The following is a 21,509-nucleotide window of genomic DNA, read 5'->3' on the forward strand; positions in this document are numbered from 1 at the left end:
ATGCACATCGACCTCAATGCCGACCTCGGCGAAGGCGCCGGCAGCGACGAAGCCCTGCTCGCGCTCGTGAGCTCCGCCAACATCGCGTGCGGCTGGCACGCGGGTGACGCCAGGACCATGCAGCAATGCGTGCGCTGGGCCCTGCAGAACGGCGTGGCCATCGGCGCGCACCCGAGCTTTCCGGACCGCGAGAACTTCGGGCGCAGCACCATGCACCTGCCGCCCGACGAGATCGTGGCCAACGTGCTCTACCAGGTGGGCGCACTGGCGGCCATCGTGAAGGCCGAGGGCGGCACGCTCGCGCACGTGAAGGCGCACGGCCAGCTCTACAACCAGGCCGTGAAGGAGCCCGAGCTGGCCGAGGCCCTGTGCGAGGCGGTGCGCCGCTTCGACCCTTCGCTCAAGTTCTTCGGCCTGGCCGGCAGCCACATGATCGACGCGGCCCGCCGCACCGGCCTCACGCCGGTCGAAGAAGTCTTTGCCGACCGCGGCTACATGCCCGACGGCAGCCTGGTGCCGCGCAGCCAGCCCGGCGCGCTGATCGACAGCGAGGAGCAATCCATTGCGCAAACGCTGTCGATGGTGCGCGACCACCGCGTGACGGCCATCGACGGCAGCACCGTGCCCATGAACGCGCAGACCGTGTGCCTGCACGGCGACGGCGCCCATGCGCTGGCCTTTGCGCGCCGCATCCGCGAGCGGCTGCAGCAGGAAGGCATCGCCGTGCGCGCGATGGCCTGAGCGCGCCGCTGCAAGCGAGCCTCCTCAGACTTCCGGAAACCGTCTGGCCAGCCACGCGTTCAGCGCTTCGTTGACCTGCCCGGGCTTTTCCATCGTCAGCATGTGCCCGCAGTCGGCGATCCACACGATCTCCGAATCAGGCAGCAACGCCGCCATCTCGCGCGTGCATTCGGGCGGCGCCAGGCGGTCTTCGTTGCCGCACATCAGCAGCACGGGCGCGCGCACCGAATCCAGGTGCTGGCGCGCGTCGGGCCGGCGCATCACCGCGCGGTTCTGGCGAATGAGCTGTTCCGCACCCGCCCCGAGCACGATGTCCAGGTAGCGCTGCACCATCGCCGGGTCGGCGGCCTGCGTGGGGTGGAAGGCGAAGTAGACATTCGGCTCGATCACGTCGCGCACCTCGCCACGCTCGAAGTATTCGATGGCGCCTGCGCGCAGCGTGAACATGTCAGGTGTCTCGGGCCGCGCGCTGGTGCCGAGCAGCGCGAGCCCGGCGATGCGGTCGGGTGCCTGGCGGGCCGCCTCCATGGCGACCATGCCGCCCATCGAGGCGCCGCACAGCACCAGCGGGCCGTCGTTGTCGCGCAGCACGGCCGCGGCCATGCCCTCGATGCTGTCGTTGTGGAGCTGGGCGTCGCTCACGCGGGCGTTGAAGGCGGCGGGAAGGGCGGGCAGCTGGGCGTCCCAGATGCGCGCGTCGCAGGCAAGACCGGGCAGGAGAACAAGGTGGGGCATGGGGCGGATTCTGCGCGAATGCGGTCAGCTGCGTCACGACATGGGTCATGGCATAGGCTTCCTGGCCAGCAGCCGTTGGGGCCCTGACCCGACATACTTCGCCATCCATGCCGAGGAAAAGACAAATGAACCTGGTTGACCGCGTCCAGTCCATCCTGCTCAGGCCCAAGACCACCTGGCCTGCCATCGACGAGGAGCCGGCCGATGCCGCCTCGATCTACAAGAACTACGTGATGATCCTCGCGCTGATTCCGGCGGTGGCGAGCTTCATCGGCCTGTCGCTCGTCGGCATCGGCGCCTTCGGCATGAGCTTTCGCGTGCCGATCGTCGCGGGGCTGGCGAACATGATCGTGGGCTACGTGCTGTCGCTGGCGATGGTGTTCGTGCTCGCACTCATCATCGATGCCATGGCGCCCACCTTCGAGGGCACCAGGAGCCAGATCGGCGCGCTCAAGCTGTCTGCGTATGCGAGCACCGCAGCCTTCGTGGGCGGCATCTTCAGCCTGATTCCCGCGCTGTCGGTCATCGGTGCGCTGGCGGCGCTGTATGGCGTGTACCTGCTCTACACCGGGCTGCCGGTGCTCATGAAGTGCCCGCCGGACAAGGCCATTGCGTACACCGCCGTGGTGGTGGTCTGCGCCATCGTCGGGGGCTTCGTCATCGCCTGGGTGCTGTCGCTGCTCACGCCCTCGCCGATGCGCCTGGGCGCCCTGCAGGCGGTCGATGCGGTGGTGGCCATGCAACAGCTGGCGGCCGCGGCCGCCTGAGCGCCGCCCGCACGGTGGAAAATGGGTGGCAATGCCAACGCCCAAACCCGACGCCACCACCGACCTGATCCTGATCCGCCACGGCGAGACCGCCTGGAACCGCGAGCTGCGCTTCCAGGGGCATGCCGATGTTCCGCTCAACGACATCGGGCACGAGCAGGCCCGCCGCCTCGGCCTGCGGCTGGCCGGCGAGACGGTGCAGCACATCGTCAGCAGCGACCTCATGCGCGCGCAGCAGACGGCCGCGCCTGCCGCGCAGCAGCTGTCGCTGCCGGTGGTCACTTCGGCGGGCTTGCGCGAGCAGTTCTTCGGCGTGGTCGAGGGCATGCGCTCCGACGAGATCCAGAGCCTGCACCCGCGCGCCTGGGAAGAGTGGCTGGAGTTCCGTGAAGACCACGCCATGCCCGAAGGCGAGACGGCGCGCGAATTCCACACGCGCATCATCGCGGCGCTGGGCACCGTCGCCGCCGCGCACCGCGGCAGCCACCTGATCGTGGTCACGCACGGCGGCGTGCTCGACATGGTGTGGCGCACCGCCCGCGGCCTGAGCCTGAGCGGGCCGCGCACCAGCGACATTCCGAATGCGGGCTTCAACCGCATCCGCATCGCCGACCCGGCCAAGCCGGAGGCCATCGAGATCGTCGACTGGGCCGACACGCGGCACCTGGCCGACCTGCCGCCGCAGCCGACCTACGACCAGACGCGGCACCTGAAGACCAAGGACTGACGCGCACCCGGCGCGCCCGGCGCGCCCGGCGCGCACTGAGGCGCTCAGCTTCCCGGCAGCGCGCCCAGCCCCAGCTTTTCGTAGACCGCGGCCGTCTGCCTTCGCAGCCGCAGCGACTCCGGCTGGCCGTTGAGCTGCTGCTGCAGGACGCCCTGCGCACCGGTCAGCGAAGCCTCGGTGCCACTGCGCACCAGCGCGTCGAGGTACACCTGCTCGAACAGATCGCGCTGTGCATGGCTGCCGCCGATCTCGATCATGCGCGGCAGTGCCACGCCCAGCCCTTCGACAGCGCCCGCGAAATCGCCGCGCGCATGCGCCACCAGACCGTGCGCGGCCGGCACGCACACGCGCTGCCACGCGGCGCGGGTCGACGGCGGCGCATGCGGCGCGAAGGCCTCGATGTTGCGCAACAGCACGTCCGCCTCGGCCCGGCCGGCGCGTGCAAGGCCGTAGAGGTACTGCAGGTCGAGAAAGGGCAGCACATGGTCGGCCTGGCGCTGCAGCAGGTAGAGCGCCACGTCGCTCCAGCGCGTGCCCACGTCGATGCCCGCGAGTTCCAGTCGCGCGAGCAGCGAGACCGCGCCGATCTGGTCCTGCGAGTAGTCCTTCACCACGCCCCAGGCGTGCCCGTCGTACACCGCCAGCGCCTCTGCATCGCGGCCCAGGTCGATCAGGAACAGCGCCACGTGCCACCAGTTGTGCGTGACCATGAAGGAGTTCAGGCCGCTCCAGGTGTCGCTCACGCCCTGCATGAACGCCAGCCCCTCGGCGAGCCGGCCTTCGGTGAGCATCACGTGCGCCAGCGCATGGTGCGCCCACGGCTCCTTGCGGCACAGCGCGATGGCGCGGCGCGCGCTGGCCTCGGCCTCGCGCATCAGGTGGCACTGCTCGTAGCCGAAGGCTGCCATGCCGTGCACGTAGGGCACGTCGGCCGCATGGGGAAGCACGGCGAGCGCGAGCCGCAGCATGCCCGGGCAGTCGCCGGTGTTGAAGCAGTGGTACTGGCCCAGCTTGACCGACACCAGGTCGCGCGGATGCTCGCGCGCCTGCTCGGCGTGCAGCGCGATGGCGCGGGCGATGTCGCCGTCGGCCCAGGCCTCGATGGCCGCGATGTAGCGTTGCTCGCGCGGCGTGGCGCGTTGCGCGCCGGCCCGCGCCTTCGCCAGGAAGGGCCGCGCATTGGCGACGGCCTCGCGCGATTCGGCGAACAGGTGCAGCGTGGCGCAATAGGCCTGCACGATGGGGCTCGCGTCGGTCTCGGCCAGCGCGATCAGGCGGGCGGCGCGCGCCTCGGTCGAGATGAAGCCCATGACGAAGTCGTCGACCAGCGGCAGGCTGGCGGCATCGTCGAGGGTGAGGGGGTTGCCGAGGCTGTCGGCGACTGGCGGATTTCCGGAGGGCATGGCGGCATCGTGCCATGCCCTCGCAAAGCCTTCAAACCCCGGCCTGCTGGTGGCGGTACTCCTGCGTCTTGCCGCCGTAGCCGTAGGCCGCGCCGCGCGAGTCGATCACGTGGATGTACGACACATCGTGCAGGTCGGGCCGGATCTTCGCCATGGCCGCATGCACCTCGCGCAGGTAGCGCGCCTTCTCGGCCTTGGTGTTGGTCTCGTCGGTGATGCTGATGTCCAGGTGGAAGGCCGACTTGCCGAGCGCGGCCAGCGGCTGGGCGCCGATGAACCAGGCGTCGGCGGCGATGTACTGCACGGTGATGGCGATCACCGGCAGCTGCTTGCCGAGCACGCTCTGCGTGAGCTCTGCGACCGTGTCGACTGTCTTGCGGGTGAGGGCGGCGTCGGGTTGGCCGGAGAGGTGGACGACGATGTGGGGCATGGTGGACTCCTGTGTGAACGAATGGTCGATGAGGTGATTGTGAAAACTGCGCGTCAATCGGAAAAGCGGGAAGATATGATGAGTTCCATCGGATAAACGAATGGATGGGCCATGCAGGGTTTCGATCTGGAACAGTTGCGCACGCTCGCGGCGGTGGTCGACGCGGGCAGCCTCACGGCCGCCGCGCCGCGCGTCTTCCTGTCGCAGTCGTCGGTGAGCGAGCAGATCCGCAAGCTGGAAGCGCGTGCGGGGCAGTCGCTGCTCACGCGCGGCAAGGCGGGCGTCTCACCGACCGAGGCAGGGCTGCGGCTGCTGGGCCATGCCCGGCGCATCCTGGCGATGAGCGACGAGGCGTTTCGCGACCTGCACGGCGAGGCGCTGCAGGGCGAACTGCGGCTGGCCGTGACCGACTACTTTCGCCCCGGCGACCTCACGCACCTGCTGGGCCGGCTCGGCGAGAGCTATCCGCAGGTCCGGCTGAACGTGGCCATCCTGAAGAGCGACGCACTGCGCGCGGCCTATGCGCGCGGGGAGTTCGACGTGGGCCTCGCGATGAACATCGCCGGGGTTTCGGCCGCGCAGCCCCGGGCGTCGGCGATTCGGCGCGAGTCGCTCGCGTGGCTCGGCGCGGCGGGCATGCGGCTCGTGCGCGGTGAGCCGTTGCGGCTGCTGGCGTTGCCGGACACCTGTTCGCTGCACCAGTTCACGGTCGCGTTGCTGCGGCGCCGGCGCGTGCCCTATGCGCTCGCGCACGTGGCGTCGGGCGTGGCGGGGTTGCAGTCAGCGCTGGCCGCGGGCCTGGGCGTGGCCTGCCTGAACGAGTCGGCTATCAGCGACGGGGTGGCGCGGTTGGCCACGCCCCACGGTCTGCCGGCGTTGCCGCGCGTGGCCTTCGAGCTGCTGCCGGGGCGGCGGGGTGAAACGGCGTTCGTGACCCGGGCCCGGGAGATGCTGGCCACGCACCTGGTGTGAGCCGGCCCGCGTCAGGGCAAGGTGGCGCGGGATTTGCGTCACCCTTGCCATGGATGCGCCACCTCCTACTTCCACGCCCGCCTGGCTGCGCCATTCCCGTTTCGACGACGCGCAGGCCATCTTTTCGGGCACGCTGTTCGTCGCCATCGCCATGATGCTGTTCGGCCAGGCCGGCCTGCTCACAGGCGGCACGGCCGGCGTCGCGTTTCTCTTGCACTACGCCACCGGCGTGAGCTTCGGCAAGCTGTTCTTCCTGGTCAACCTGCCGTTCTACTGGTTCGCCTGGCGTCACATGGGCCGGGCTTTCACGGTGAAGACCTTCTCGGCGATCGCGTTGCTCTCGGTGATGACCGACTGGGCGCCGCGCTACCTGTCGATCCATTCGTTGCACCCGGCGTTTGCGGCGGTGCTGGGCGGGTTGCTGCTGGGCACGGGCTGCCTGTTCCTGGCCCGTCACCGCGCCAGCCTGGGCGGTGCGACGGTGTTGACGCTGTACCTGCAGGAAAAGCGCGGTTGGCCGGCCGGCAAGGTGCAGATCGGCATCGACTGCACGGTGGTGCTGTTCGCGCTGTTCGTGATTCCACCGGAGCGCGTGGGCTGGTCGGTCGTGGCTGCGGTGGTGATGGGGCTGTTCTTGTGGATCAACCACAAGCCGGGGCGGTACGCGGCTACCTGAGTTTTTGTGGAGGGTTCTTGTTGGCGCTGTTGTTCAGGGCGAGTGCACAGGCCATCGGGTACTCGCCTGCGCGAAAGTCCCCGTCGGCGTGAGCGCGCCCTGAACATCGGCGCCTCCAAGCAGGACGCCGCGCGCCCTGCAGGTCGCTCAACCCCAGGACAGCGCCGAGAGGTCGTTCACGAAGATCGGGTTGTCCTTCCACAGGCCCTTCACGTTCTTCTTCGCGATGGTCGGGAACTGCGGCTGGTACAGGAAGCCGTTGGCCGCGTCGGTGGCCAGCAGCTTCTGCGCGTCGCCCAGCAGCTTGTTGCGCTCGGCCGTGCTGCCGGTGTTCTTGATCTTGTCGAACAGCGTGTCGAAGGTCTTCGACTGGTAGCCCCAGTAGTAGTCCGACTTGGCGTAGTTGCCGAGGTCGAAGGGCTCCACGTGGGACACGATCGACAGGTCGTAGTCCTTGTTGCCGTAGGTGCCGCTGAGCCACTGCGCCCACTCGACGTTCTGCACCTTCACCACGATGCCGATCTTGGCCAGCTGGGCCACGATCACCTCGCCGCCCTGGCGTGCATAAGGCGGCGGCGGCAGGGTCATCTTCAGTTCGAGCGGCGTCTTCACGCCGGCCTCGGCCAGCAGCTTCTTGGCCTTCTCGATGTCGAAGGGGTTGACGCCGGTGGTGTCTACATAGCCCGCCGCGCCCGGCACGTAGTGGCTGCCGATGGGCACGCCGAAGCCGTCGGCCGCGCCTTCGATGACCGTCTTGCGGTCGATGGCCGCCAGGATGGCGCGGCGCACGCGCACGTCGTCCAGCGGCTTCTTCCTGTTGTTGATCGACAGGATGGTCTTGGCGCGCGAACCCGCCAGGATCACCTGGAACTGCGGGTTCATCTTGAACTGCGGCACCACGCGCGTGCCGATGCGCGCGAACACGTCCACGTCGCCCGACAGCAGCGCGGCAGCCTGCGCGGCCGTGTCGGAGATGAAGCGGAAGGTGACCTTGTTGATCTTCGCGGTGGAGGGGCTGCGAAAGCCTTCCCACTTGCTCAGCGTGAGCGACGAGCCCTTGGCCCAGGCGTCCAGCTTGTAGGGGCCGGTACCCACGGGCTTGTTGGCGTTGGTGTCGGCGCTCTTGGGCTCGACGATGACGGCCGTGGCCTGGCCCAGCACGAAGGGCAGGTCGGGGTCGATCTCCTTGTTGATGACGACCACCGTGTAGTCGTCCACTGCCTGCGTGGACAGGTTGGCGAAGGTGCGCTTGTCCTTGTTGGTGCTCTTCTCGCCGCCGGCGCGGTCGAACGAGAACTTGACGGCGGCGGCGTTGAACGGCTCGCCGTTCTGGAACTTCACGCCACGCTTGAGCTTGAAGGTGTAGGTCTTCAGGTCGGGCGAGACTTCCCAGCTGTCGGCCAGCAGCGGCGTGACGCTGCCGTCGGCGTTGATCTTGGTGAGCGTCTCCAGGATGTTGTACTGCACTACCTCGGCGATGGCTGCGGCGGCGCCCGAGGTCGGGTCCAGGCCCGGCGGTTCGAGCGCCATGCCGATCACGATGGCGTCCTTCCTGCCCTGCGCCATGCCGGCAAGCGGGGTGGCCAGCGCAACGGTGGCGCCAGCGGTGGTGAGAAGGGTGCGGCGGTTCAACATACGTGTGATCTCCGAAAAAACAGGGCCAGGTCGAAGGACTGCTTCGGCGCGCGCCGTGCCCCGAAGGGAGGCGCGGCGTGGCGAAAGACATGACACGCAGCACGAAAGATGCCACGTGCGCAGCCGGTCATTCTCTCGCAGCGGGCATGCCGCCGCGCGGCCCGCAGGGCGGTTTTTCCTCGGGACGTTCCCGTAGGGCGCGGCTCTGTGGGCGTTTACTTCAAGCCCACGACAGGGCCGCGATGTCGTTCACGAAGATCGGCGCGTCCTTCCACAGCCCGCGCAGGTTGCGCGACGCCACGGTGATGAACTGCGGCTGAAACAGGAACACGTTGGCCGAGTCCTCCGCGAGCAGCCGCTGCGCGTCGCCGAGGTAGCGCAGCCGGTCGGCAGGGCGCGCGCTGTTGCGCGCCTTGTCGAACAGCTCGTTGAATTTTGCCGACTGGTAGCCCCAGTAGTACTCGGGCTTGGTGTAGTTCACCAGGTCGAAGGGCTCGACGTGCAGGATCAGCGAGAGGTCGTAGTTCTTGTTGCCGTAGGTGCCGCTGATCCACTGCGCCCATTCGACGTTCTGGATCTTCGCGACGATGCCGATCTTGGCCAGCTGCGCGGCGATGAGCTCGCCGCCCTGGCGTGCATAGGGCGGGGGCGGCAGCACCAGATCGAGTTCGAGCGGTGTCTTCACGCCGGCCTCGGCCAGCAGCTTCTTCGCCTTCTCGATGTCGAAGGGGTTGATGCCGGTGGTGTCCACGTAGCCCGGCGCGCCCGGCACATAGTGGCTGCCGATGGGAATGCCGCGGCCGTCCACAGCCGCTTCGATCACGGCCTTGCGGTCGATGGCCGCCGCAATGGCGCGGCGCACGCGCACGTCGTCCAGCGGCTTGCGCTTGTTGTTGATGGCCAGGATGGTCTTGCCGCGCGACACGTTGAACACGATCTGAAAGCGCTTGTCGTTCTGGAACTGCGGCAGGCTGCGCGACACCGAGGCGTGCGGGAACAGGTCGACGTCGTTCGACAGCAGCGCGGTGGTCTGCGCGGCGGGTTCCGAGATGAAGCGAAAGCTCGCCTTGCGGATCTGCACCGCCGCCGCATTGCGAAAGCCCTCCCACTTGGCCAGCACGATGCCCGAACCCTTGGACCAGCTGTCCAGCCGGTAGGGACCGGTGCCGACCGGCTTCGTGGCGTTGGTCTCCACCGTCTTGGGCTCCACCAGGATGGCCGAGGCCTGGCCCAGCAGGAACAGCAGGTCGGGCTCGATCTCCTTGTTGATCAGCACCACGGTGTGCTCGTCGAGCACCTGCGTCGCGATGTTGGTGAAGGTGCGCTTGTCCTTGTTGGTGCTGTTGGCGGCGGCTGCACGGTCGAACGAGAACTTGACGGTCTGCGCGTTGAACGGCTCGCCGTTCTGGAACTTCACGCCGTGCCTGAGCTTGAAGGTGTAGGTCTTCAGGTCGGGCGAGATGTCCCAGCTCTCGGCCAGCAGCGGCGTGACGCTGCCGTCGGAGTTGATCTTGGTGAGCGTCTCGAAGATGGTGTAGAGCACCACCTCGGCGATCTCGGCGCCGGCCTTGGCCGTGGGGTCCAGACCCGTCGGCTCCAGCGTGAGGCCGATCACCAGCGCATCTTTTTTTCGCTGCGCGAAGACCGGGGTCGGCAGGACCAGCGGTGTGAGGGCTGCGGCGCCGGTGGCGAGCAGGGTGCGTCTTTTGAGCATGAAGCGATGTCCTCCGAACAAGGGGCAAGCATCATCCGCGAGACCGGGGCGCGGGCGCAACCAGATGCTTATGACCCACTCATCCTAAGGACGGCTGGCGACGCTTCGGTGTCAACCGGCCAGCAGCGTGCCGCCGGTGGGCGTGCGCGGCACGGCGTCGAGCAGCGTGCGCGTGTACTCGTGCTGCGCATGGTGGAACAGCTCGGCGGGCGGGCCCTGCTCGACGATCTTGCCCTTCCACACCACGCACACGTCGTCGCACAGGTGGTTGACCACCGCAAGGTCGTGGCTGATGAGCAGGTAACTGACGCCGAACTGCTGCTGCAGGTCTTGCATCAGGTTGAGTACCTGCGCCTGCACCGACACGTCAAGCGCGCTCACCGGCTCGTCGGCCACGATGAGCTTGGGCCGCGTGATGAGCGCACGCGCGATGGCGATGCGCTGGCGCTGGCCGCCCGAGAACTCGTGCGGGTACTTGTCCATGTCGGTGGTGCGCAAACCCACGGCGGCAAGCGCTTCCGAGGCGCGCTCGCGCTGCTCGGCGCGGCGGGTCTCGGCCAGCGCCTCGAGCGGCTCGGCCACGATGCGCGCCACGGTCTGGCGCGGGTCGAGCGAACCGTAAGGGTCCTGGAACACCATCTGGAAGTCGCGGCGCGCGGTGCGCAGCGCGTCTTTCGACAGCGTGTGCAGGTTGCGGCCTTCGAGCGAGACGGTGCCCGAGGTGGGCGTGTCCAGCGCCATCACCAGCCGCGCGATGGTCGACTTGCCCGAACCCGATTCGCCGACGATGCCCACGCTGCGGCCGGCCTCGACCTTGAAGCTCACGCCGTTGAGCGCCTTCACGGTCGGCGGCGGGCCGAAGAGCTTCTCGCGCGGCAGCGCGTAGTGGCGCACGAGGTCGGTGACCTGCAGCAGCGGTGAAGTGGGGGTGGGTGCGCTCACGGTGCGATCGCTCCCTGCACGGCGATTTCTTCAAGCCGTATGCAGCGCACCGCATGGTCGTTCGGCAGCATCGTCGCCGGCGGCCGGGTGGTCTGGCAGGCGTCCACGGTGTAGCTGCAGCGGCCCGCGAACGGGCAGCCCGGCGGCAGGTCGACCAGCTCGGGCACGCTGCCCTTGATGGTGGCCAAACGCAGGCCGCGCGGCGCGCCGATGGCGGGACGCGCGGCGAACAGGCCCTGCGTGTAGGGGTGCGCGCGGCGCGCGAACACGGTCTCGGTCGGGCCGCTCTCGACCACGCTGCCGCCGTACATCACGAGCATCTTCGAGACCGTCTGCGCGATCACGCCGAGGTCGTGCGAGATCAAAATCAGCGCCATGCCGCGCTCTGCGACCAGGCTCTGGATGAGCTCGAGGATCTGCTTCTGGATGGTGACGTCGAGCGCGGTGGTCGGTTCGTCGGCAATCAGCAGGTCGGGACCGCAGGCCAGCGCCATCGCGATGCCGATGCGCTGGCGCTGGCCGCCGGAGAACTGGTGCGGATACGCATCGAGCCGCGTAGCCGCGTCGGGGATGCCCACGCGTTCGAGCAGTGCGAGCACTTCCTTGCGCGTGTCGGCTTTCGAGAGACCGCGGTGCAGCCGCAGCGGCTCGCCGACCTGGCGCGCGATGGTGTGCACCGGGTTCAGCGCCGTCATCGGCTCCTGGAAGATCATGCCGATGCGGTTGCCGCGGATCTGGCACATGGCTTTTTCGTCGCGGCCGACCAGTTCGGTGTCGTCGAAGCGGATGCTGCCCGTGACCTTCGCGCTCGAGGGCAGCAGGCCCATGAGCGACATCACGGTGATCGACTTGCCGCAGCCCGACTCGCCGACGATGCCCAGCGTTTCGCCGCGCTCGAGCGAGAACGAAATGCCGCGCACGGCCTCGGCGGGGCCGCGTTGTGTCTGCAGTTCGATGTGCAGGTCCTTGACTTGGAGAAGGGGCATCCGGCTTGCCTCGGGTTACCTTGCGCGGGCCAGGCGTGGGTCCAGCAGGTCGCGCAGGCCGTCGCCCAGCAGGTTCAGCCCGAGCACGGCAAAGGCGATGGCCAGGCCCGGGAACACCGCGAGCAGGGGCGACTGGAACATCATGGTCTGCGCCTCGCTGAGCATGCGGCCCCACGAAGGCTGCGGCGGCTGCGTGCCCAGGCCCAGGTACGAGAGCGCGGCTTCGGCCAGGATGGCGATGGCGAAGCGGATGGTGATCTGCACGATCAGCACGGCCGAGATGTTCGGCAGCACGTGCTGCATGGTGATGGCGAACGGCCCCTTGCCGCAGGCACGCGCCGCGGCCACGTATTCGCGCGACCAGATCGCGTTGGCCGATGCGCGCGTGATGCGTGCGAAGGTCGGGATGTTGTAGATGCCGATCGCGATGATCGCGTTGACGATGCCCGCGCCGAACACGGCCGTCATCATGATCGCGGAGAGGATGGCGGGGAACGCGAGCGTGAAGTCGGTGAGCCGCATGATGGCTTCTTCGATCCAGCCGCGTTTCGCGGCCGCCAGCAGGCCCAGGGCCGTGCCGATCACGAGGCCGATGCCGACCGCGATCACACCCACGAGGATGGATGCGCGTGCGCCCACCAGCAGCAGCGAAGCGACGTCGCGACCGAATGCATCGGTGCCCAGCCAGTGCGACGCCGAGGGCGCCTGCATCTTGTTGGGCATGTCCATCGCATAGGGCGACCACGGCGTCCACACGAAGGAGACGAGCGCGGCAAGCAGCAGCAGGGCGGCGAGCACGCCGCCGATGACGAAGCTGCGGTGCTGCAGCGCACGGCGCCAGAAGCCCGGCACCTTGAGCGCGGCGGCGCTCGGAGCTGTGATGCTGCTCATATGTCGCTGGCCTTGATGCGCGGGTCGATCACGGCGTACAGCACGTCGACCACGAAATTCACGATGACCACCATGGCTGCGAGCAGCATCACGCAGTTGCGCACCACGATCAGGTCGCGGTTGCTGATGGCCTGGAAGATGAGACGGCCAAGACCGGGAAGGTAGAACACGTTCTCCACCACGATGGTGCCCGCGAGCAGCTCGGAGAACTGCATGCCCATGACGGTGATGACGGGGATCATCGCGTTGCGCAGCACGTGGGTCCACAGCACCATGCGCTGCGACACGCCCTTGGCGCGCGCGGTGCGCACGAAGTCTTCGCGCATCACCTCGAGCACCGCCGAGCGCGTGATGCGCGCGAGGATCGCGGCCTGCACCACGGCCAGCGAGAGCGCTGGCAGCAACAGCGACTTCAGCCCCGCGAAGAAGCCTTCGCCCCAGCCCTCGAAGCCGCCCGCGGAGAACCACTGCAGCTGCACCGAGAACACGAGGATCAGAAGAATCGCGAACCAGAAGTTCGGGATGGCGATGCCGACCTGGGCCATGCCCATCAGTCCGACGTCGCCCAGCTTGTTGTGCCTTGCGGCGGCGGTCACGCCCACGAGCAGCGCAATGACCACGGTGAACGCCATCGCCAGCAGCGCGAGCGGAACGGTGAGCGCCAGGCGTTCGAGGATGAGGTCGAGCACCGGGGAGCTGTAGGCGTAGCTGTCGCCGAGGTTGCCGGTGAGCAGGCCGGCGATCCAGTGCCAGTAGCGCGTCCACGCGGGTTGGTCCAGACCCAGCTTGGTGGCAAGGGCCGCCACGGCTTCGGGTGCTGCATCGGGGCCCATGAGCATCTGCGCGGCGTTGCCGGGCAGGATCTCGAGGACGAGAAAAACAATGACCGAGGCGCCGATCAAGGTGCCGATCAGCGTGGCAAGGCGCTTTATTAGAAACAGGCTCATGGGGCGGGGCGCAGCATAACTGACTCCTGCAACAAATGTGCCGTGAATGTGGCCTTTGTCATTCACCGTCAATTGCCGGGATCGGCCCGCCGATAATCGGGGCATGGCCCTCATGATCACCGACGAATGCATCAACTGCGATGTCTGCGAGCCCGAGTGCCCGAACGACGCCATCTACGTGGGCGCCGACTATTACGAGATCGATCCGCACAAGTGCACCGAATGCGTCGGCCACTTCGACGAGCCGCAATGCGTGCAGATCTGCCCGGTGGCCTGCATTCCGCTGAACCCCGCGCATGTGGAAAGCCGCGAGACGCTGATGCAGAAGTACCAGCGCCTCACGGCGATCAAGGTGACGGCAGCTTCAGCCGGCGTCTAGCCCGCGTTCAGTCGGCGGACTTGCGCTTCTTCTTTTTCTTCGGGGCGTCGCCGGCATGCTTGTCGCCGGGCGGGCCCTTGAAGCTCATGCTCGACTTGTTCGGCTCGCCGAGCGCCTTGCGCGCACGGTCCCGCTCCCTTTGCTCGGACATGGCGAGCCGCCTTTCGGCCAGGCTCGCGCTTCTTGCTTCACGGGCAGCCCGCTGGTCGCGGTCGTAAGCGGCCTTTTCCTGCGACAGCCGCGTGCGCTCCAGGTGGTCGGCCTGGGCCTGTGCGTTGCGTGCACCCGTGTCTGCCGCCCTGCGGTCCTGATCGCTGCGGGGGTCTTCCACCTTCACCGGCCTGCCGCCTTCGCAGGGGCGGTCGGAATAGGTGCTGCCGCATCGCCAGGTTTGCGCGGCATTTTGGGCATTTACGCCCATCGAACATGCGCATGTCGCTATCAAAAACAGAGCGACTGCCGCATGCCGCCCTGTCGTTCTTCTTTTGCTCTTCTGGCTCATTTTTATTTCTCTCCCTTCCTGCACTCCGGTGGCCGGCTAGGTGGCGGCAGGCGTGCCCCCGTCGCCGGGCTCCCGCCGCGGCGGTTTGGGCCGGGGCGGTTTGCTCGTGTGAATGAGCAAGGTCGCTTTCTCCATCTCGCCCGCGACCAGCGCGGGAACCGCGTGCAGGGTGCGGACGATGGCGTCCTCGATCGCTTCGCGTTGTTCCTTGAGCGGTTTCTTCAGCACCCAGTTGACGACCTCCGACTTCACGCCGGGGTGTCCGATGCCCAGGCGCAGCCGCCAGTAGTCTCCGGTGCCGAGCTGCGCGTGGATGTCGCGCAGGCCGTTGTGGCCGGCATGGCTGCCGCCGAATTTCAGCTTGGCCTGGCCGGGGACCACGTCGAGCTCGTCGTGCACGACCAGGATCTCCTCGGGCGCGATCTTGAAGAAGCGCGCCAGGGCGCCGACCGACTTGCCCGACAGGTTCATGAAGGTCTGGGGCTCCAGCAGCCAGATGCTCTGGCCTGCGATGGTGGTGCGCGCGGCGAAGCCGTGGTAACTGCGCTCGGGCACGAGGTTGAGTTTCCAGTCGCGCGCGAGGGCGTCGATCCACCAGAAGCCCGCGTTGTGCCGCGTGGCTTCGTACTCAGGGCCCGGGTTTCCGAGGCCGACGAACAGCTTGATCATGGTCGTGGATTATCCGGTTCGCAGAAAAGCAAAAGGCCCGCGCGGGACGGGCAAAAAAGCGAAAAGGCCCGCACGGGACGGGCAAAAAAGCAAAAAGGCCCGCACGGGGCGGGCCTTCTGAAGCAGCGGACGCTTGGAAGTGAATTACTTCTTGGCAGGCGCCTTGGCCGCGGGGGTCTTGGCAGCCGGAGCAGCCTTGCCACCCTTGCCGGCCGGTGCGGGAGCTGCGTCGGCAGCTGCTGCGCCTTCGGCGGGAGCGTCGACTTCTTCAGCCGCAGGCGCGACGGCCGAAGCCAGCACCGGGTTGACCTTGCCGTGGCTGACCCACTTCACGCCGCGGGGCAGCTTGATGTCCTTCAGCGTGACGGTGCCGTTCTTCTTCAGACCCGACAGGTCGACTTCGATGAACTCGGGCAGTTCGGACGGCAGGCAGTTCACTTCCAGTTCGGTCGTGACGTGGTTGACCAGGTTTTGCTCGATCTTGACGGCATCGGACTCTTCCTCGCCCTTGAAGTGCAGGGGCACCTTCAGGGTCATGCGGGTCTTGGCATCGACGCGCTGGAAGTCGATGTGTTGCACCAGCTGGCGGAACGGGTGGTATTGCACGTCGCGCAGCAGAACCTTGCTGACGTTGCCGCCCATTTCCATTTCGAGCACGGTCGCATGGAAGGCTTCCTTCTTCAGGGCGTGCCACAGCGCGTTGTGATCGATTTCGATCAGTTGCGGCTGGGTGTCACCACCGTAGACGATGCCGGGGGTCTTGCCCGAGGTGCGGAGACGGCGGCTCGCACCCGTGCCCTGCTTGGCGCGCTCAAAAGCGACGAATTTCATAGTTAGCTCCTGTGGGAGTCCACCGCGACCAGTGCGACTCCGGTTCAACAAGGGCGCCTGTCCGCAAACGGAGAGGCGCCCGCTTTTTGCTCAGATCAGAACAGGTTGTCCTGGTCCGAGAACAAACTCATCACCGACTCGCCCTTGGCAATGCGCTGGATCGTTTCGGCGATCAGCGGTGCCACGGAGAGCTGGCGAACCTTTCCGCAGGCCAGGGCCGCGTCGGAAAGTGGAATGGTGTTGGTCACGACGACTTCGTCGAGGGCCGAGCCCTGCGTGATGCGCTCGATGGCCGGACCCGAGAAGATCGGGTGCGTGCAGTAGGCGTAGACGCTCTTGGCGCCGCGCTCTTTCAGCACCTCGGCCGCTTTGACCAGCGTGCCGGCCGTGTCGATCATGTCGTCCATGATCACGCAGTTGCGCCCGTCGATCTCGCCGATCACGTTCATGACTTCGCTGACGTTGGCCTTCGGACGGCGCTTGTCGATGATCGCGAGGTCGCAGTTCAGTTGCTTGGCCAGCGCACGGGCGCGAACCACGCCGCCGACGTCGGGCGAGACCACGATCAGGTCTTCGTAGTTCTTTGCGCGCAGGTCGCCCAGCAGCACCGGCGAGGCGTAGATGTTGTCGACCGGGATGTCGAAGAAGCCCTGGATCTGGTCGGCGTGAAGGTCCATCGTGAGCACGCGCTCCACACCGACGGTTTCCAGCAGGTTGGCCACCACCTTGGCCGAGATCGGCACGCGGCTCGAACGCGGGCGGCGGTCCTGGCGGGCATAGCCGAAGTAGGGAATCACGGCGCTGATGCGTTCGGCCGAAGCGCGCTTGAGCGCGTCGACCATGATCAGCAGTTCCATCAGGTTTTCGTTGGTCGGCGCGCAGGTCGACTGCACCACGAACACATCGCGTGCCCGTACGTTCTGGTTGATCTCGACGGTGACTTCACCGTCCGAGAAGCGACCGACGCGTGCGGCGCCCAGCGAGGTGCCGAGGTTGTGCGCGATTTCTGCGGCAAGGCCTGGATTGGCGTTGCCGGTGAAAACCATGAAGTCAGGGTGATTAGCCTGCATGAGCGCGTCCCGGCTGTGCGAATTGGCTGAGGAAGCCGCCAAAAGGTTGGTGATGCGTGGCGGCCGGTGAGCCGCCGATTATTGCAGCGGGTGGGCTGCAAATGAAGACTGCGGCCGTCGGGCCGCAGTCTTTGAAGATTTGGCAGGGGAGAAAGGATTCGAACCTTTGCATGCTGGAATCAAAATCCAGTGCCTTAACCAGCTTGGCGACTCCCCTACACGGGTCGACGGTTTTCACCACCAACCGATATATGTCGCGTCGAACCGAATGAACGGGTCGACTATCTTCAGGTTGCCCATCCGTACAGCGGATGAACTTCCAGGTTGCTGCATTCACGAACCTGCCAGCCTTTGGGGGCTTGCAGCAGTTCCGCTCTCTGCAGCGCTTGCGGCAATTTCGCGAACACCGAACTTCCGGAGCCGGTCATCCGTGCCTTCAATCCTTGGGTTCCGAGCCATTCGATGGCATCGGTGACCGCGGGGCAAAGTCTTTGGGCAACCGGCTGCAGATCGTTGTGGCCGAAATCGAAAACCGAGTCGCTCAAAACCGAGCTTTCCAGGTTTGTCGCTTCGAGCGATTCGCTCTCTGCAGCAAAGCCTGTGATTATAGCAACAGGAGAAGCGCGTTCAAGATCTGTTGCTGAAAAAATTAATCGGGTATCGAGTCCCTCGGGCGGTTTGGCCACCGCGAAACGAGCGGACGGGAGTGTAACCGGTGTCAGTTGCTCTCCGACGCCTTCGACCCACGCGTTGCGTCCGCCGAGAAAGAACGGCACATCGGCGCCCAGCTTCAGCCCGATGTGCGCGAGCCGCGACAGCGGCAAGTTCAACCCCCACAGGCGATTGAGCGCGAGCAGGCAGGTGGCCGCATCCGAAGAGCCGCCGCCCATGCCCGCCTGCGCCGGCACTTGCTTGGCCACGCCGATGTGCGCGCCTTGCCCCGGTGTGGCATGGGCTTGCAGCGCGCGCGCCGCGCGCAGGACCAGGTCGTCCGCGGGCAGCGCCGTCGTGAGGTCTTCGCGGCTCAACTGTCCGTCATGCCGCAGCTCGACATGGAGCGTGTCGCACCAGTCGATCAGCATGAACACCGACTGCAGCAGGTGGTAGCCGTCGTCGCGCTGGCCGGTGATGTGGAGGAAGAGGTTGAGTTTGGCCGGCGCGGGAAGGTCGTAGATCGCCTTCATGACCGTTCGAAAACGATGCGCAGGTCCGCGCGCGGGCCCGGCGATTCGCGCAAGGCCTGCAGGCGGCCGTTGCCGAGCTGCGCCAGGTCGGGCTTCCAGCCGGGCACGGGGTCGTTGCGCCCGGCGAGCCAGCCGAACAGCGCACCGACAGGAATGGCGGCGCCGGTGGCCGCCTCGATCAGTGCATCGACCGAGTCGAAGCGCCGCGTGTGGCTGCCGTCCTTCAACAGGGCTTCGCCGGGTGTCCAGTGCAGTTGAGCGAGCGTGCTGCCGATGGGGGTCGTGAGCGTGAGGTCGCCAGTTTCAGCAGATCCGCGAAGCTCGAACAGTGCGGCAAAGGTCTGCACCGGCTCGCTCTCGATGCGCAGCGACATGCGCCCGCTCCAGCTGTCCGACGCCTTCGGCGTCGACGAGCCGCCTGACAGCTGGGCGCAGCCCGCCATCACGAGAAGGGCCGCGCCGCCTGCTGCCAGAAGAGCGCGGCGGCCGTGGTCGACCTGTTCGCTCGACGGTGCCGCAGTACGCACCATGCTACGGCTTGACCCGCAGGCGCTTCAGCGTTTCCTGCAGGGTCTCGTTTTCGGCGTCGCTCAGCAGCGCTTCCTTCCAGATCGTGACCGCGCGGTCTTTCTGGCCGATGGCCCACAGCACTTCGCCGAAATGCGCGCCAATCTCGGGATCGGGCCGCGTCTTGTAGGCGGCCTCCAGGATGCGGATGGCCTCGTCGGTGTTGCCGAGCCGGAACTCGACCCAGCCCAGGCTGTCGGCAATGAACGGATCGTCCGGCGCAAGCTGCACGGCCTTTCTGATAAGCGTGCGCGCTTCGTCGAGGCGGATCTTGCGATCGGCGAACGAATAGCCGAGCGCGTTGTACGCGTTCTGGCTTTCGGGCTTCAGCTCTATCAGCCTTCGCAGCAGGCGCTCCATGTCGTCCAGGCGGTTGAGCTTCTCGGCCACCATGGCCTGGTCATAGACGAGGTCGCTGTCGTCCGGCGCGGCCACTGAGGCCTGTGCCAGCATGTCGTAGGCCGCCTGGTACTGCTTCGCGTCGCGCAGCAATTGCACTTCGGCGAGAAATTTCTGTTTCTTGTCTTCCGCAGTGCGCTCGGGCAGGGCGCGAATGACTTCGCGCGCCTGCGGCAGCTTGCCCTGGCGTGCCAGCAGGGAAGCGCGACGGGTCTGCGCGGCCACCACTTCCTCGGTGCCGTCCACGCGCGAGAGCCAGCGCTCGGCGGCTGCATAGTCCTTGCGCCGTTCCGCCAGCTGCGACAGCGCGAAGTACGCCTGCGCCACGCCGCGTTTGCGGTCGGCGGCGTCCGTGTCCTTGTTGGCCTGGCTGCCCGAGAGTTCGATGAAGCGCTTGATCGAGGCTTCGGCCGCCGCGTCCTGCTTGGCCTGCATCTGCAGGCTGCCGAGCAGCAGCCAGGGCTCCGCAAGGTCGGGTCGCGACGTGGTGACGGCCTGCAGTTGCGTGGCGGCGTCGTTGAAGCGGCGGTTCTCGACCAGCACCCGTGCGTACGCCACGCGCAGGTCGGGCGAGGCCTTGGGGTTGTTGCTCAGGAAGCGCGTGACGATCGGCTCGGCCAGCGGCTGGCCGGGGTCGATCAATTCGAGCGCCAGCGCGGCCGGTGCGTCGGAGGCGGGGTCGATGTCCTGGCCCTTGCGCGCGGCGTCCAGGGCGCCGGACACATCACCGGCATTGAGGCGCAGCCGTCCGACGGTGGCCCATGCCAGGCCGCCGGTGGTGGGGCTCTTGAGTTCGTCGACCAACGCCTGCTCGACCACCGAGGCGGCCAGCTTCTTGTCCGAGGCACGCGAGTAGTTGCGCGTGATCACGGCCATCAGCAGCGGGCGTTCGATCTGCGAGGTGGCTGCCACCTCGGCGCGCAGCGGCTCGACCGTTTCGCCGATGCGGTTCAGCGCAATCAGGATCTGCAATTCGATGCGCCGGGCATCGCGCGAGGTCGGCAGGGTTTCCTGCCAGGCGCGCGCCGCGGCAAGGGCCGCGTCGCCGGAGCGCGATTGCAGGGCGATCTCGACCGCGCGCTGGAAGAGCTTGCCGTCGCGCAGCCTGCGTGCGGCATCGAGCACAAGTGCGTAACCAGAGCCGGGGTCGCCCGTGCGGGTGGTCAGCTCGCCCATCAGGATTTCGTAGAACAGGTCGGCGGTGAGCGCCGAGGGCTGTGCTTCGGGCTCGCTCGCCGGCTTGGCAGCGACCACCCGCGGCCTGGCCGCCGGCTTCGGCGGTGCGGACCGCTCGATGACCGGCGCGGGGCTGGTGGGGGCTGCGGGATCGGATGTCTGTGCGTGAACGGCACAAGCCAGCAAGGCGAGAGACGCGGCCGCCGCAAGGCGGTGTCGGCGGGGCGAAAGATTCATCTGACCATAATAATCCAGGCTTTTGAACGAGCGCCGCGCGGGGGCTTCGCTGCCGCTCGCGTTTGCCGGAGATTTACTTTTCATGCCCGAATTACCCGAAGTCGAAGTCACCCGGCGCGGTTTTGCCGACCGCATTGCCGGCGCGCGCATCGACGCGGTGCGCATCGGCAAGCCGCTGCGGTGGGCCCTGATGGTGTTGCCCGAGGCGCTGGTCGGGCGCCATGTGCTGCAGGTGCGCCGCCGCGGCAAGTACCTGCTGATCGACCTGGATCGCGGCATCCTGCTGCTGCACTTGGGCATGTCGGGCAGCCTGCGTTTCGACATGGCATTGCCCGCGCCTGGCACGCACGACCATTTCGACCTGGTGACCGACCGCGGCACGCTGCGGCTGAACGATCCGCGCCGCTTCGGCGCCGTGGTCTATGTCGACCATGAAGACGCCCCCTGGGCCATCAAGCTGCTCGGCGGACTGGGCATGGAGCCGCTGGGCGATGCCTTCGACCTCGATGCCTTCCACGCGGGGCTCAAGAAGCGCAAGAGCGCCGTCAAGCAGGTGCTGCTGGCGGGCGATGTGGTGGTGGGGGTGGGCAACATCTATGCGTCGGAGGCGCTGTTTCAGGCGGGCATCCGGCCGACGCTCTCGGCTGCGCGCATCAGCCGTCCGCGCGCGGCGAAGTTGCATGCGGCCGTGCGCGAGATCCTGGCGCGGGCGGTGGAGAAGGGCGGCAGCACGCTGCGCGACTTCTCGAACGTGGACGGCAAGAACGGCTATTTCCAGCTCGAAGCGACCGTCTACGGCCGCGCTGGCGAGCCCTGTCGGGTCTGCGCAACGCCTATTCGTTTGCTGCGCCAGGGGCAGCGCTCGACCTTTTACTGTCCCCAGTGCCAGAAATGAGCGTGGGACGCCGCCAACACCGCCAACGGAATAT

General features: G+C 67.2%; 23 protein-coding genes and 1 tRNA gene. 7 read left to right on the forward strand and 17 right to left on the reverse strand.

The window, feature by feature from the left end; translation table 11 throughout:
• Window positions 1–741 (forward strand): 5-oxoprolinase subunit PxpA, encoded by a 741-nt coding sequence (pxpA, locus tag ACSFA5_RS28420; protein ID WP_435447391.1) that lies wholly within the window; start codon window positions 1–3, stop codon window positions 739–741.
• Between the two features lie 24 nt (window positions 742–765).
• Here the strand turns inward: pxpA and ACSFA5_RS28425 are convergent, their stop codons facing one another.
• Complete coding sequence (locus tag ACSFA5_RS28425; RefSeq protein ID WP_435447392.1) at window positions 766–1,476, reverse strand: alpha/beta fold hydrolase; 711 nt, start codon at window positions 1,474–1,476, stop codon at window positions 766–768.
• Between the two features lie 125 nt (window positions 1,477–1,601).
• On the opposite strand from ACSFA5_RS28425, the gene ACSFA5_RS28430 reads away from it, so the two are divergent.
• Both ACSFA5_RS28430 and ACSFA5_RS28435 read left to right on the forward strand, forming a co-directional pair.
• Complete coding sequence (locus ACSFA5_RS28430) at window positions 1,602–2,243, forward strand: Yip1 family protein (protein ID WP_435447393.1); 642 nt, start codon at window positions 1,602–1,604, stop codon at window positions 2,241–2,243.
• A gap of 31 nt (window positions 2,244–2,274) precedes the next feature.
• Window positions 2,275–2,970: a histidine phosphatase family protein gene (locus ACSFA5_RS28435; RefSeq protein WP_435447394.1), complete on the forward strand. Its 696-nt coding sequence runs from the start codon at window positions 2,275–2,277 to the stop codon at window positions 2,968–2,970.
• A 44-nt stretch (window positions 2,971–3,014) separates the two neighbouring features.
• On the opposite strand, the gene ACSFA5_RS28440 is transcribed toward ACSFA5_RS28435, so the two are convergent.
• Together ACSFA5_RS28440 and ACSFA5_RS28445 are read right to left on the reverse strand one after the other, a co-directional pair.
• On the reverse strand, window positions 3,015–4,373 hold the full coding sequence (locus tag ACSFA5_RS28440; RefSeq protein ID WP_435447395.1) for a tetratricopeptide repeat protein: 1,359 nt from the start codon (window positions 4,371–4,373) through the stop codon (window positions 3,015–3,017).
• Between the two features lie 31 nt (window positions 4,374–4,404).
• Window positions 4,405–4,803, reverse strand: a complete 399-nt coding sequence (locus ACSFA5_RS28445; RefSeq protein WP_435447396.1) for a tautomerase family protein — start codon at window positions 4,801–4,803, stop codon at window positions 4,405–4,407.
• Window positions 4,804–4,914: 111 nt separating this feature from the next.
• On the opposite strand from ACSFA5_RS28445, the gene ACSFA5_RS28450 reads away from it, so the two are divergent.
• Together ACSFA5_RS28450 and ACSFA5_RS28455 are read left to right on the forward strand one after the other, a co-directional pair.
• The gene (locus tag ACSFA5_RS28450; protein WP_435447397.1) at window positions 4,915–5,775 is read left to right on the forward strand and encodes a LysR family transcriptional regulator; all 861 of its coding nucleotides are present in this window, start codon (window positions 4,915–4,917) and stop codon (window positions 5,773–5,775) included.
• A gap of 49 nt (window positions 5,776–5,824) precedes the next feature.
• Window positions 5,825–6,451 carry a YitT family protein gene (locus tag ACSFA5_RS28455; RefSeq protein ID WP_435447398.1) on the forward strand — a complete coding sequence of 209 codons (627 nt, stop codon included), beginning with the start codon at window positions 5,825–5,827 and terminating at the stop codon, window positions 6,449–6,451.
• Window positions 6,452–6,598: 147 nt separating this feature from the next.
• Here ACSFA5_RS28455 and ACSFA5_RS28460 read toward each other — a convergent pair whose 3' ends face one another.
• From ACSFA5_RS28460 to ACSFA5_RS28485, 6 genes are all read right to left on the reverse strand, one after another.
• Window positions 6,599–8,086, reverse strand: a complete 1,488-nt coding sequence (locus ACSFA5_RS28460) for an ABC transporter substrate-binding protein (protein WP_435447399.1) — start codon at window positions 8,084–8,086, stop codon at window positions 6,599–6,601.
• A gap of 220 nt (window positions 8,087–8,306) precedes the next feature.
• The gene (locus ACSFA5_RS28465; RefSeq protein WP_435447400.1) at window positions 8,307–9,800 is read right to left on the reverse strand and encodes an ABC transporter substrate-binding protein; all 1,494 of its coding nucleotides are present in this window, start codon (window positions 9,798–9,800) and stop codon (window positions 8,307–8,309) included.
• A 111-nt stretch (window positions 9,801–9,911) separates the two neighbouring features.
• Window positions 9,912–10,742 carry an ATP-binding cassette domain-containing protein gene (locus tag ACSFA5_RS28470; protein ID WP_435447401.1) on the reverse strand — a complete coding sequence of 277 codons (831 nt, stop codon included), beginning with the start codon at window positions 10,740–10,742 and terminating at the stop codon, window positions 9,912–9,914.
• Window positions 10,739–11,728: an ABC transporter ATP-binding protein gene (locus ACSFA5_RS28475; protein WP_435447402.1), complete on the reverse strand. Its 990-nt coding sequence runs from the start codon at window positions 11,726–11,728 to the stop codon at window positions 10,739–10,741. Before ACSFA5_RS28475 ends, ACSFA5_RS28470 begins: the two co-directional genes overlap by 4 nt.
• Before the next feature lie 15 nt (window positions 11,729–11,743).
• Window positions 11,744–12,619: an ABC transporter permease gene (locus tag ACSFA5_RS28480; protein WP_435447403.1), complete on the reverse strand. Its 876-nt coding sequence runs from the start codon at window positions 12,617–12,619 to the stop codon at window positions 11,744–11,746.
• Window positions 12,616–13,566, reverse strand: a complete 951-nt coding sequence (locus tag ACSFA5_RS28485; protein WP_435447404.1) for an ABC transporter permease — start codon at window positions 13,564–13,566, stop codon at window positions 12,616–12,618. Before ACSFA5_RS28485 ends, ACSFA5_RS28480 begins: the two co-directional genes overlap by 4 nt.
• 103 nt (window positions 13,567–13,669) lie before the next feature.
• Between ACSFA5_RS28485 and ACSFA5_RS28490 the strand changes: the two genes are divergently transcribed.
• Window positions 13,670–13,945 carry a YfhL family 4Fe-4S dicluster ferredoxin gene (locus tag ACSFA5_RS28490; RefSeq protein WP_435447405.1) on the forward strand — a complete coding sequence of 92 codons (276 nt, stop codon included), beginning with the start codon at window positions 13,670–13,672 and terminating at the stop codon, window positions 13,943–13,945.
• 7 nt (window positions 13,946–13,952) lie between these two features.
• Here the strand turns inward: ACSFA5_RS28490 and ACSFA5_RS28495 are convergent, their stop codons facing one another.
• The 8 genes from ACSFA5_RS28495 to ACSFA5_RS28530 form a co-directional block, all read right to left on the reverse strand.
• Window positions 13,953–14,447 carry a hypothetical protein gene (locus ACSFA5_RS28495; protein WP_435447406.1) on the reverse strand — a complete coding sequence of 165 codons (495 nt, stop codon included), beginning with the start codon at window positions 14,445–14,447 and terminating at the stop codon, window positions 13,953–13,955.
• Window positions 14,448–14,483: 36 nt separating this feature from the next.
• A complete protein-coding gene (pth, locus tag ACSFA5_RS28500; protein ID WP_435447407.1) occupies window positions 14,484–15,116 on the reverse strand; it encodes an aminoacyl-tRNA hydrolase in 633 nt (210 codons plus the stop codon).
• Window positions 15,117–15,260: 144 nt separating this feature from the next.
• On the reverse strand, window positions 15,261–15,947 hold the full coding sequence (locus tag ACSFA5_RS28505; protein ID WP_435447408.1) for a 50S ribosomal protein L25/general stress protein Ctc: 687 nt from the start codon (window positions 15,945–15,947) through the stop codon (window positions 15,261–15,263).
• 95 nt (window positions 15,948–16,042) lie between these two features.
• On the reverse strand, window positions 16,043–17,017 hold the full coding sequence (locus ACSFA5_RS28510) for a ribose-phosphate pyrophosphokinase (protein ID WP_435447409.1): 975 nt from the start codon (window positions 17,015–17,017) through the stop codon (window positions 16,043–16,045).
• 140 nt (window positions 17,018–17,157) lie between these two features.
• Window positions 17,158–17,234 (reverse strand) — tRNA-Gln (locus tag ACSFA5_RS28515).
• A gap of 70 nt (window positions 17,235–17,304) precedes the next feature.
• On the reverse strand, window positions 17,305–18,201 hold the full coding sequence (gene ispE, locus ACSFA5_RS28520; protein ID WP_435447410.1) for a 4-(cytidine 5'-diphospho)-2-C-methyl-D-erythritol kinase: 897 nt from the start codon (window positions 18,199–18,201) through the stop codon (window positions 17,305–17,307).
• Window positions 18,198–18,731: a lipoprotein insertase outer membrane protein LolB gene (locus ACSFA5_RS28525; RefSeq protein ID WP_435447411.1), complete on the reverse strand. Its 534-nt coding sequence runs from the start codon at window positions 18,729–18,731 to the stop codon at window positions 18,198–18,200. Before ACSFA5_RS28525 ends, ispE begins: the two co-directional genes overlap by 4 nt.
• Window position 18,732: 1 nt before the next feature.
• Window positions 18,733–20,580 carry a tetratricopeptide repeat protein gene (locus ACSFA5_RS28530; protein ID WP_435447412.1) on the reverse strand — a complete coding sequence of 616 codons (1,848 nt, stop codon included), beginning with the start codon at window positions 20,578–20,580 and terminating at the stop codon, window positions 18,733–18,735.
• Between the two features lie 82 nt (window positions 20,581–20,662).
• On the opposite strand from ACSFA5_RS28530, the gene mutM reads away from it, so the two are divergent.
• On the forward strand, window positions 20,663–21,475 hold the full coding sequence (mutM, locus tag ACSFA5_RS28535; protein WP_435447413.1) for a bifunctional DNA-formamidopyrimidine glycosylase/DNA-(apurinic or apyrimidinic site) lyase: 813 nt from the start codon (window positions 20,663–20,665) through the stop codon (window positions 21,473–21,475).
• The last annotated feature ends 34 nt before the right edge of the window (window positions 21,476–21,509 follow it).

Origin of the sequence: Variovorax monticola (genome assembly GCF_051216855.1) — a bacterium.
Taxonomy (GTDB): domain Bacteria; phylum Pseudomonadota; class Gammaproteobacteria; order Burkholderiales; family Burkholderiaceae_C; genus Variovorax.

What these genes read in the sequence shown, in the direction of transcription:
- pxpA (WP_435447391.1), top strand. Translation starts at nt 1, where the DNA reads ATGCACATCGACCTCAATGCCGACCTCGGCGAAGGCGCCGGCAGCGAC.
- ACSFA5_RS28425 (WP_435447392.1), bottom strand. Translation starts at nt 1,476, where the DNA reads ATGCCCCACCTTGTTCTCCTGCCCGGTCTTGCCTGCGACGCGCGCATC.
- ACSFA5_RS28430 (WP_435447393.1), top strand. Translation starts at nt 1,602, where the DNA reads ATGAACCTGGTTGACCGCGTCCAGTCCATCCTGCTCAGGCCCAAGACC.
- ACSFA5_RS28435 (WP_435447394.1), top strand. Translation starts at nt 2,275, where the DNA reads ATGCCAACGCCCAAACCCGACGCCACCACCGACCTGATCCTGATCCGC.
- ACSFA5_RS28440 (WP_435447395.1), bottom strand. Translation starts at nt 4,373, where the DNA reads ATGCCCTCCGGAAATCCGCCAGTCGCCGACAGCCTCGGCAACCCCCTC.
- ACSFA5_RS28445 (WP_435447396.1), bottom strand. Translation starts at nt 4,803, where the DNA reads ATGCCCCACATCGTCGTCCACCTCTCCGGCCAACCCGACGCCGCCCTC.
- ACSFA5_RS28450 (WP_435447397.1), top strand. Translation starts at nt 4,915, where the DNA reads ATGCAGGGTTTCGATCTGGAACAGTTGCGCACGCTCGCGGCGGTGGTC.
- ACSFA5_RS28455 (WP_435447398.1), top strand. Translation starts at nt 5,825, where the DNA reads ATGGATGCGCCACCTCCTACTTCCACGCCCGCCTGGCTGCGCCATTCC.
- ACSFA5_RS28460 (WP_435447399.1), bottom strand. Translation starts at nt 8,086, where the DNA reads ATGTTGAACCGCCGCACCCTTCTCACCACCGCTGGCGCCACCGTTGCG.
- ACSFA5_RS28465 (WP_435447400.1), bottom strand. Translation starts at nt 9,800, where the DNA reads ATGCTCAAAAGACGCACCCTGCTCGCCACCGGCGCCGCAGCCCTCACA.
- ACSFA5_RS28475 (WP_435447402.1), bottom strand. Translation starts at nt 11,728, where the DNA reads ATGCCCCTTCTCCAAGTCAAGGACCTGCACATCGAACTGCAGACACAA.
- ACSFA5_RS28480 (WP_435447403.1), bottom strand. Translation starts at nt 12,619, where the DNA reads ATGAGCAGCATCACAGCTCCGAGCGCCGCCGCGCTCAAGGTGCCGGGC.
- ACSFA5_RS28485 (WP_435447404.1), bottom strand. Translation starts at nt 13,566, where the DNA reads ATGAGCCTGTTTCTAATAAAGCGCCTTGCCACGCTGATCGGCACCTTG.
- ACSFA5_RS28490 (WP_435447405.1), top strand. Translation starts at nt 13,670, where the DNA reads ATGGCCCTCATGATCACCGACGAATGCATCAACTGCGATGTCTGCGAG.
- ACSFA5_RS28495 (WP_435447406.1), bottom strand. Translation starts at nt 14,447, where the DNA reads ATGAGCCAGAAGAGCAAAAGAAGAACGACAGGGCGGCATGCGGCAGTC.
- pth (WP_435447407.1), bottom strand. Translation starts at nt 15,116, where the DNA reads ATGATCAAGCTGTTCGTCGGCCTCGGAAACCCGGGCCCTGAGTACGAA.
- ACSFA5_RS28505 (WP_435447408.1), bottom strand. Translation starts at nt 15,947, where the DNA reads ATGAAATTCGTCGCTTTTGAGCGCGCCAAGCAGGGCACGGGTGCGAGC.
- ACSFA5_RS28510 (WP_435447409.1), bottom strand. Translation starts at nt 17,017, where the DNA reads ATGCAGGCTAATCACCCTGACTTCATGGTTTTCACCGGCAACGCCAAT.
- ispE (WP_435447410.1), bottom strand. Translation starts at nt 18,201, where the DNA reads ATGAAGGCGATCTACGACCTTCCCGCGCCGGCCAAACTCAACCTCTTC.
- ACSFA5_RS28525 (WP_435447411.1), bottom strand. Translation starts at nt 18,731, where the DNA reads ATGGTGCGTACTGCGGCACCGTCGAGCGAACAGGTCGACCACGGCCGC.
- ACSFA5_RS28530 (WP_435447412.1), bottom strand. Translation starts at nt 20,580, where the DNA reads ATGAATCTTTCGCCCCGCCGACACCGCCTTGCGGCGGCCGCGTCTCTC.
- mutM (WP_435447413.1), top strand. Translation starts at nt 20,663, where the DNA reads ATGCCCGAATTACCCGAAGTCGAAGTCACCCGGCGCGGTTTTGCCGAC.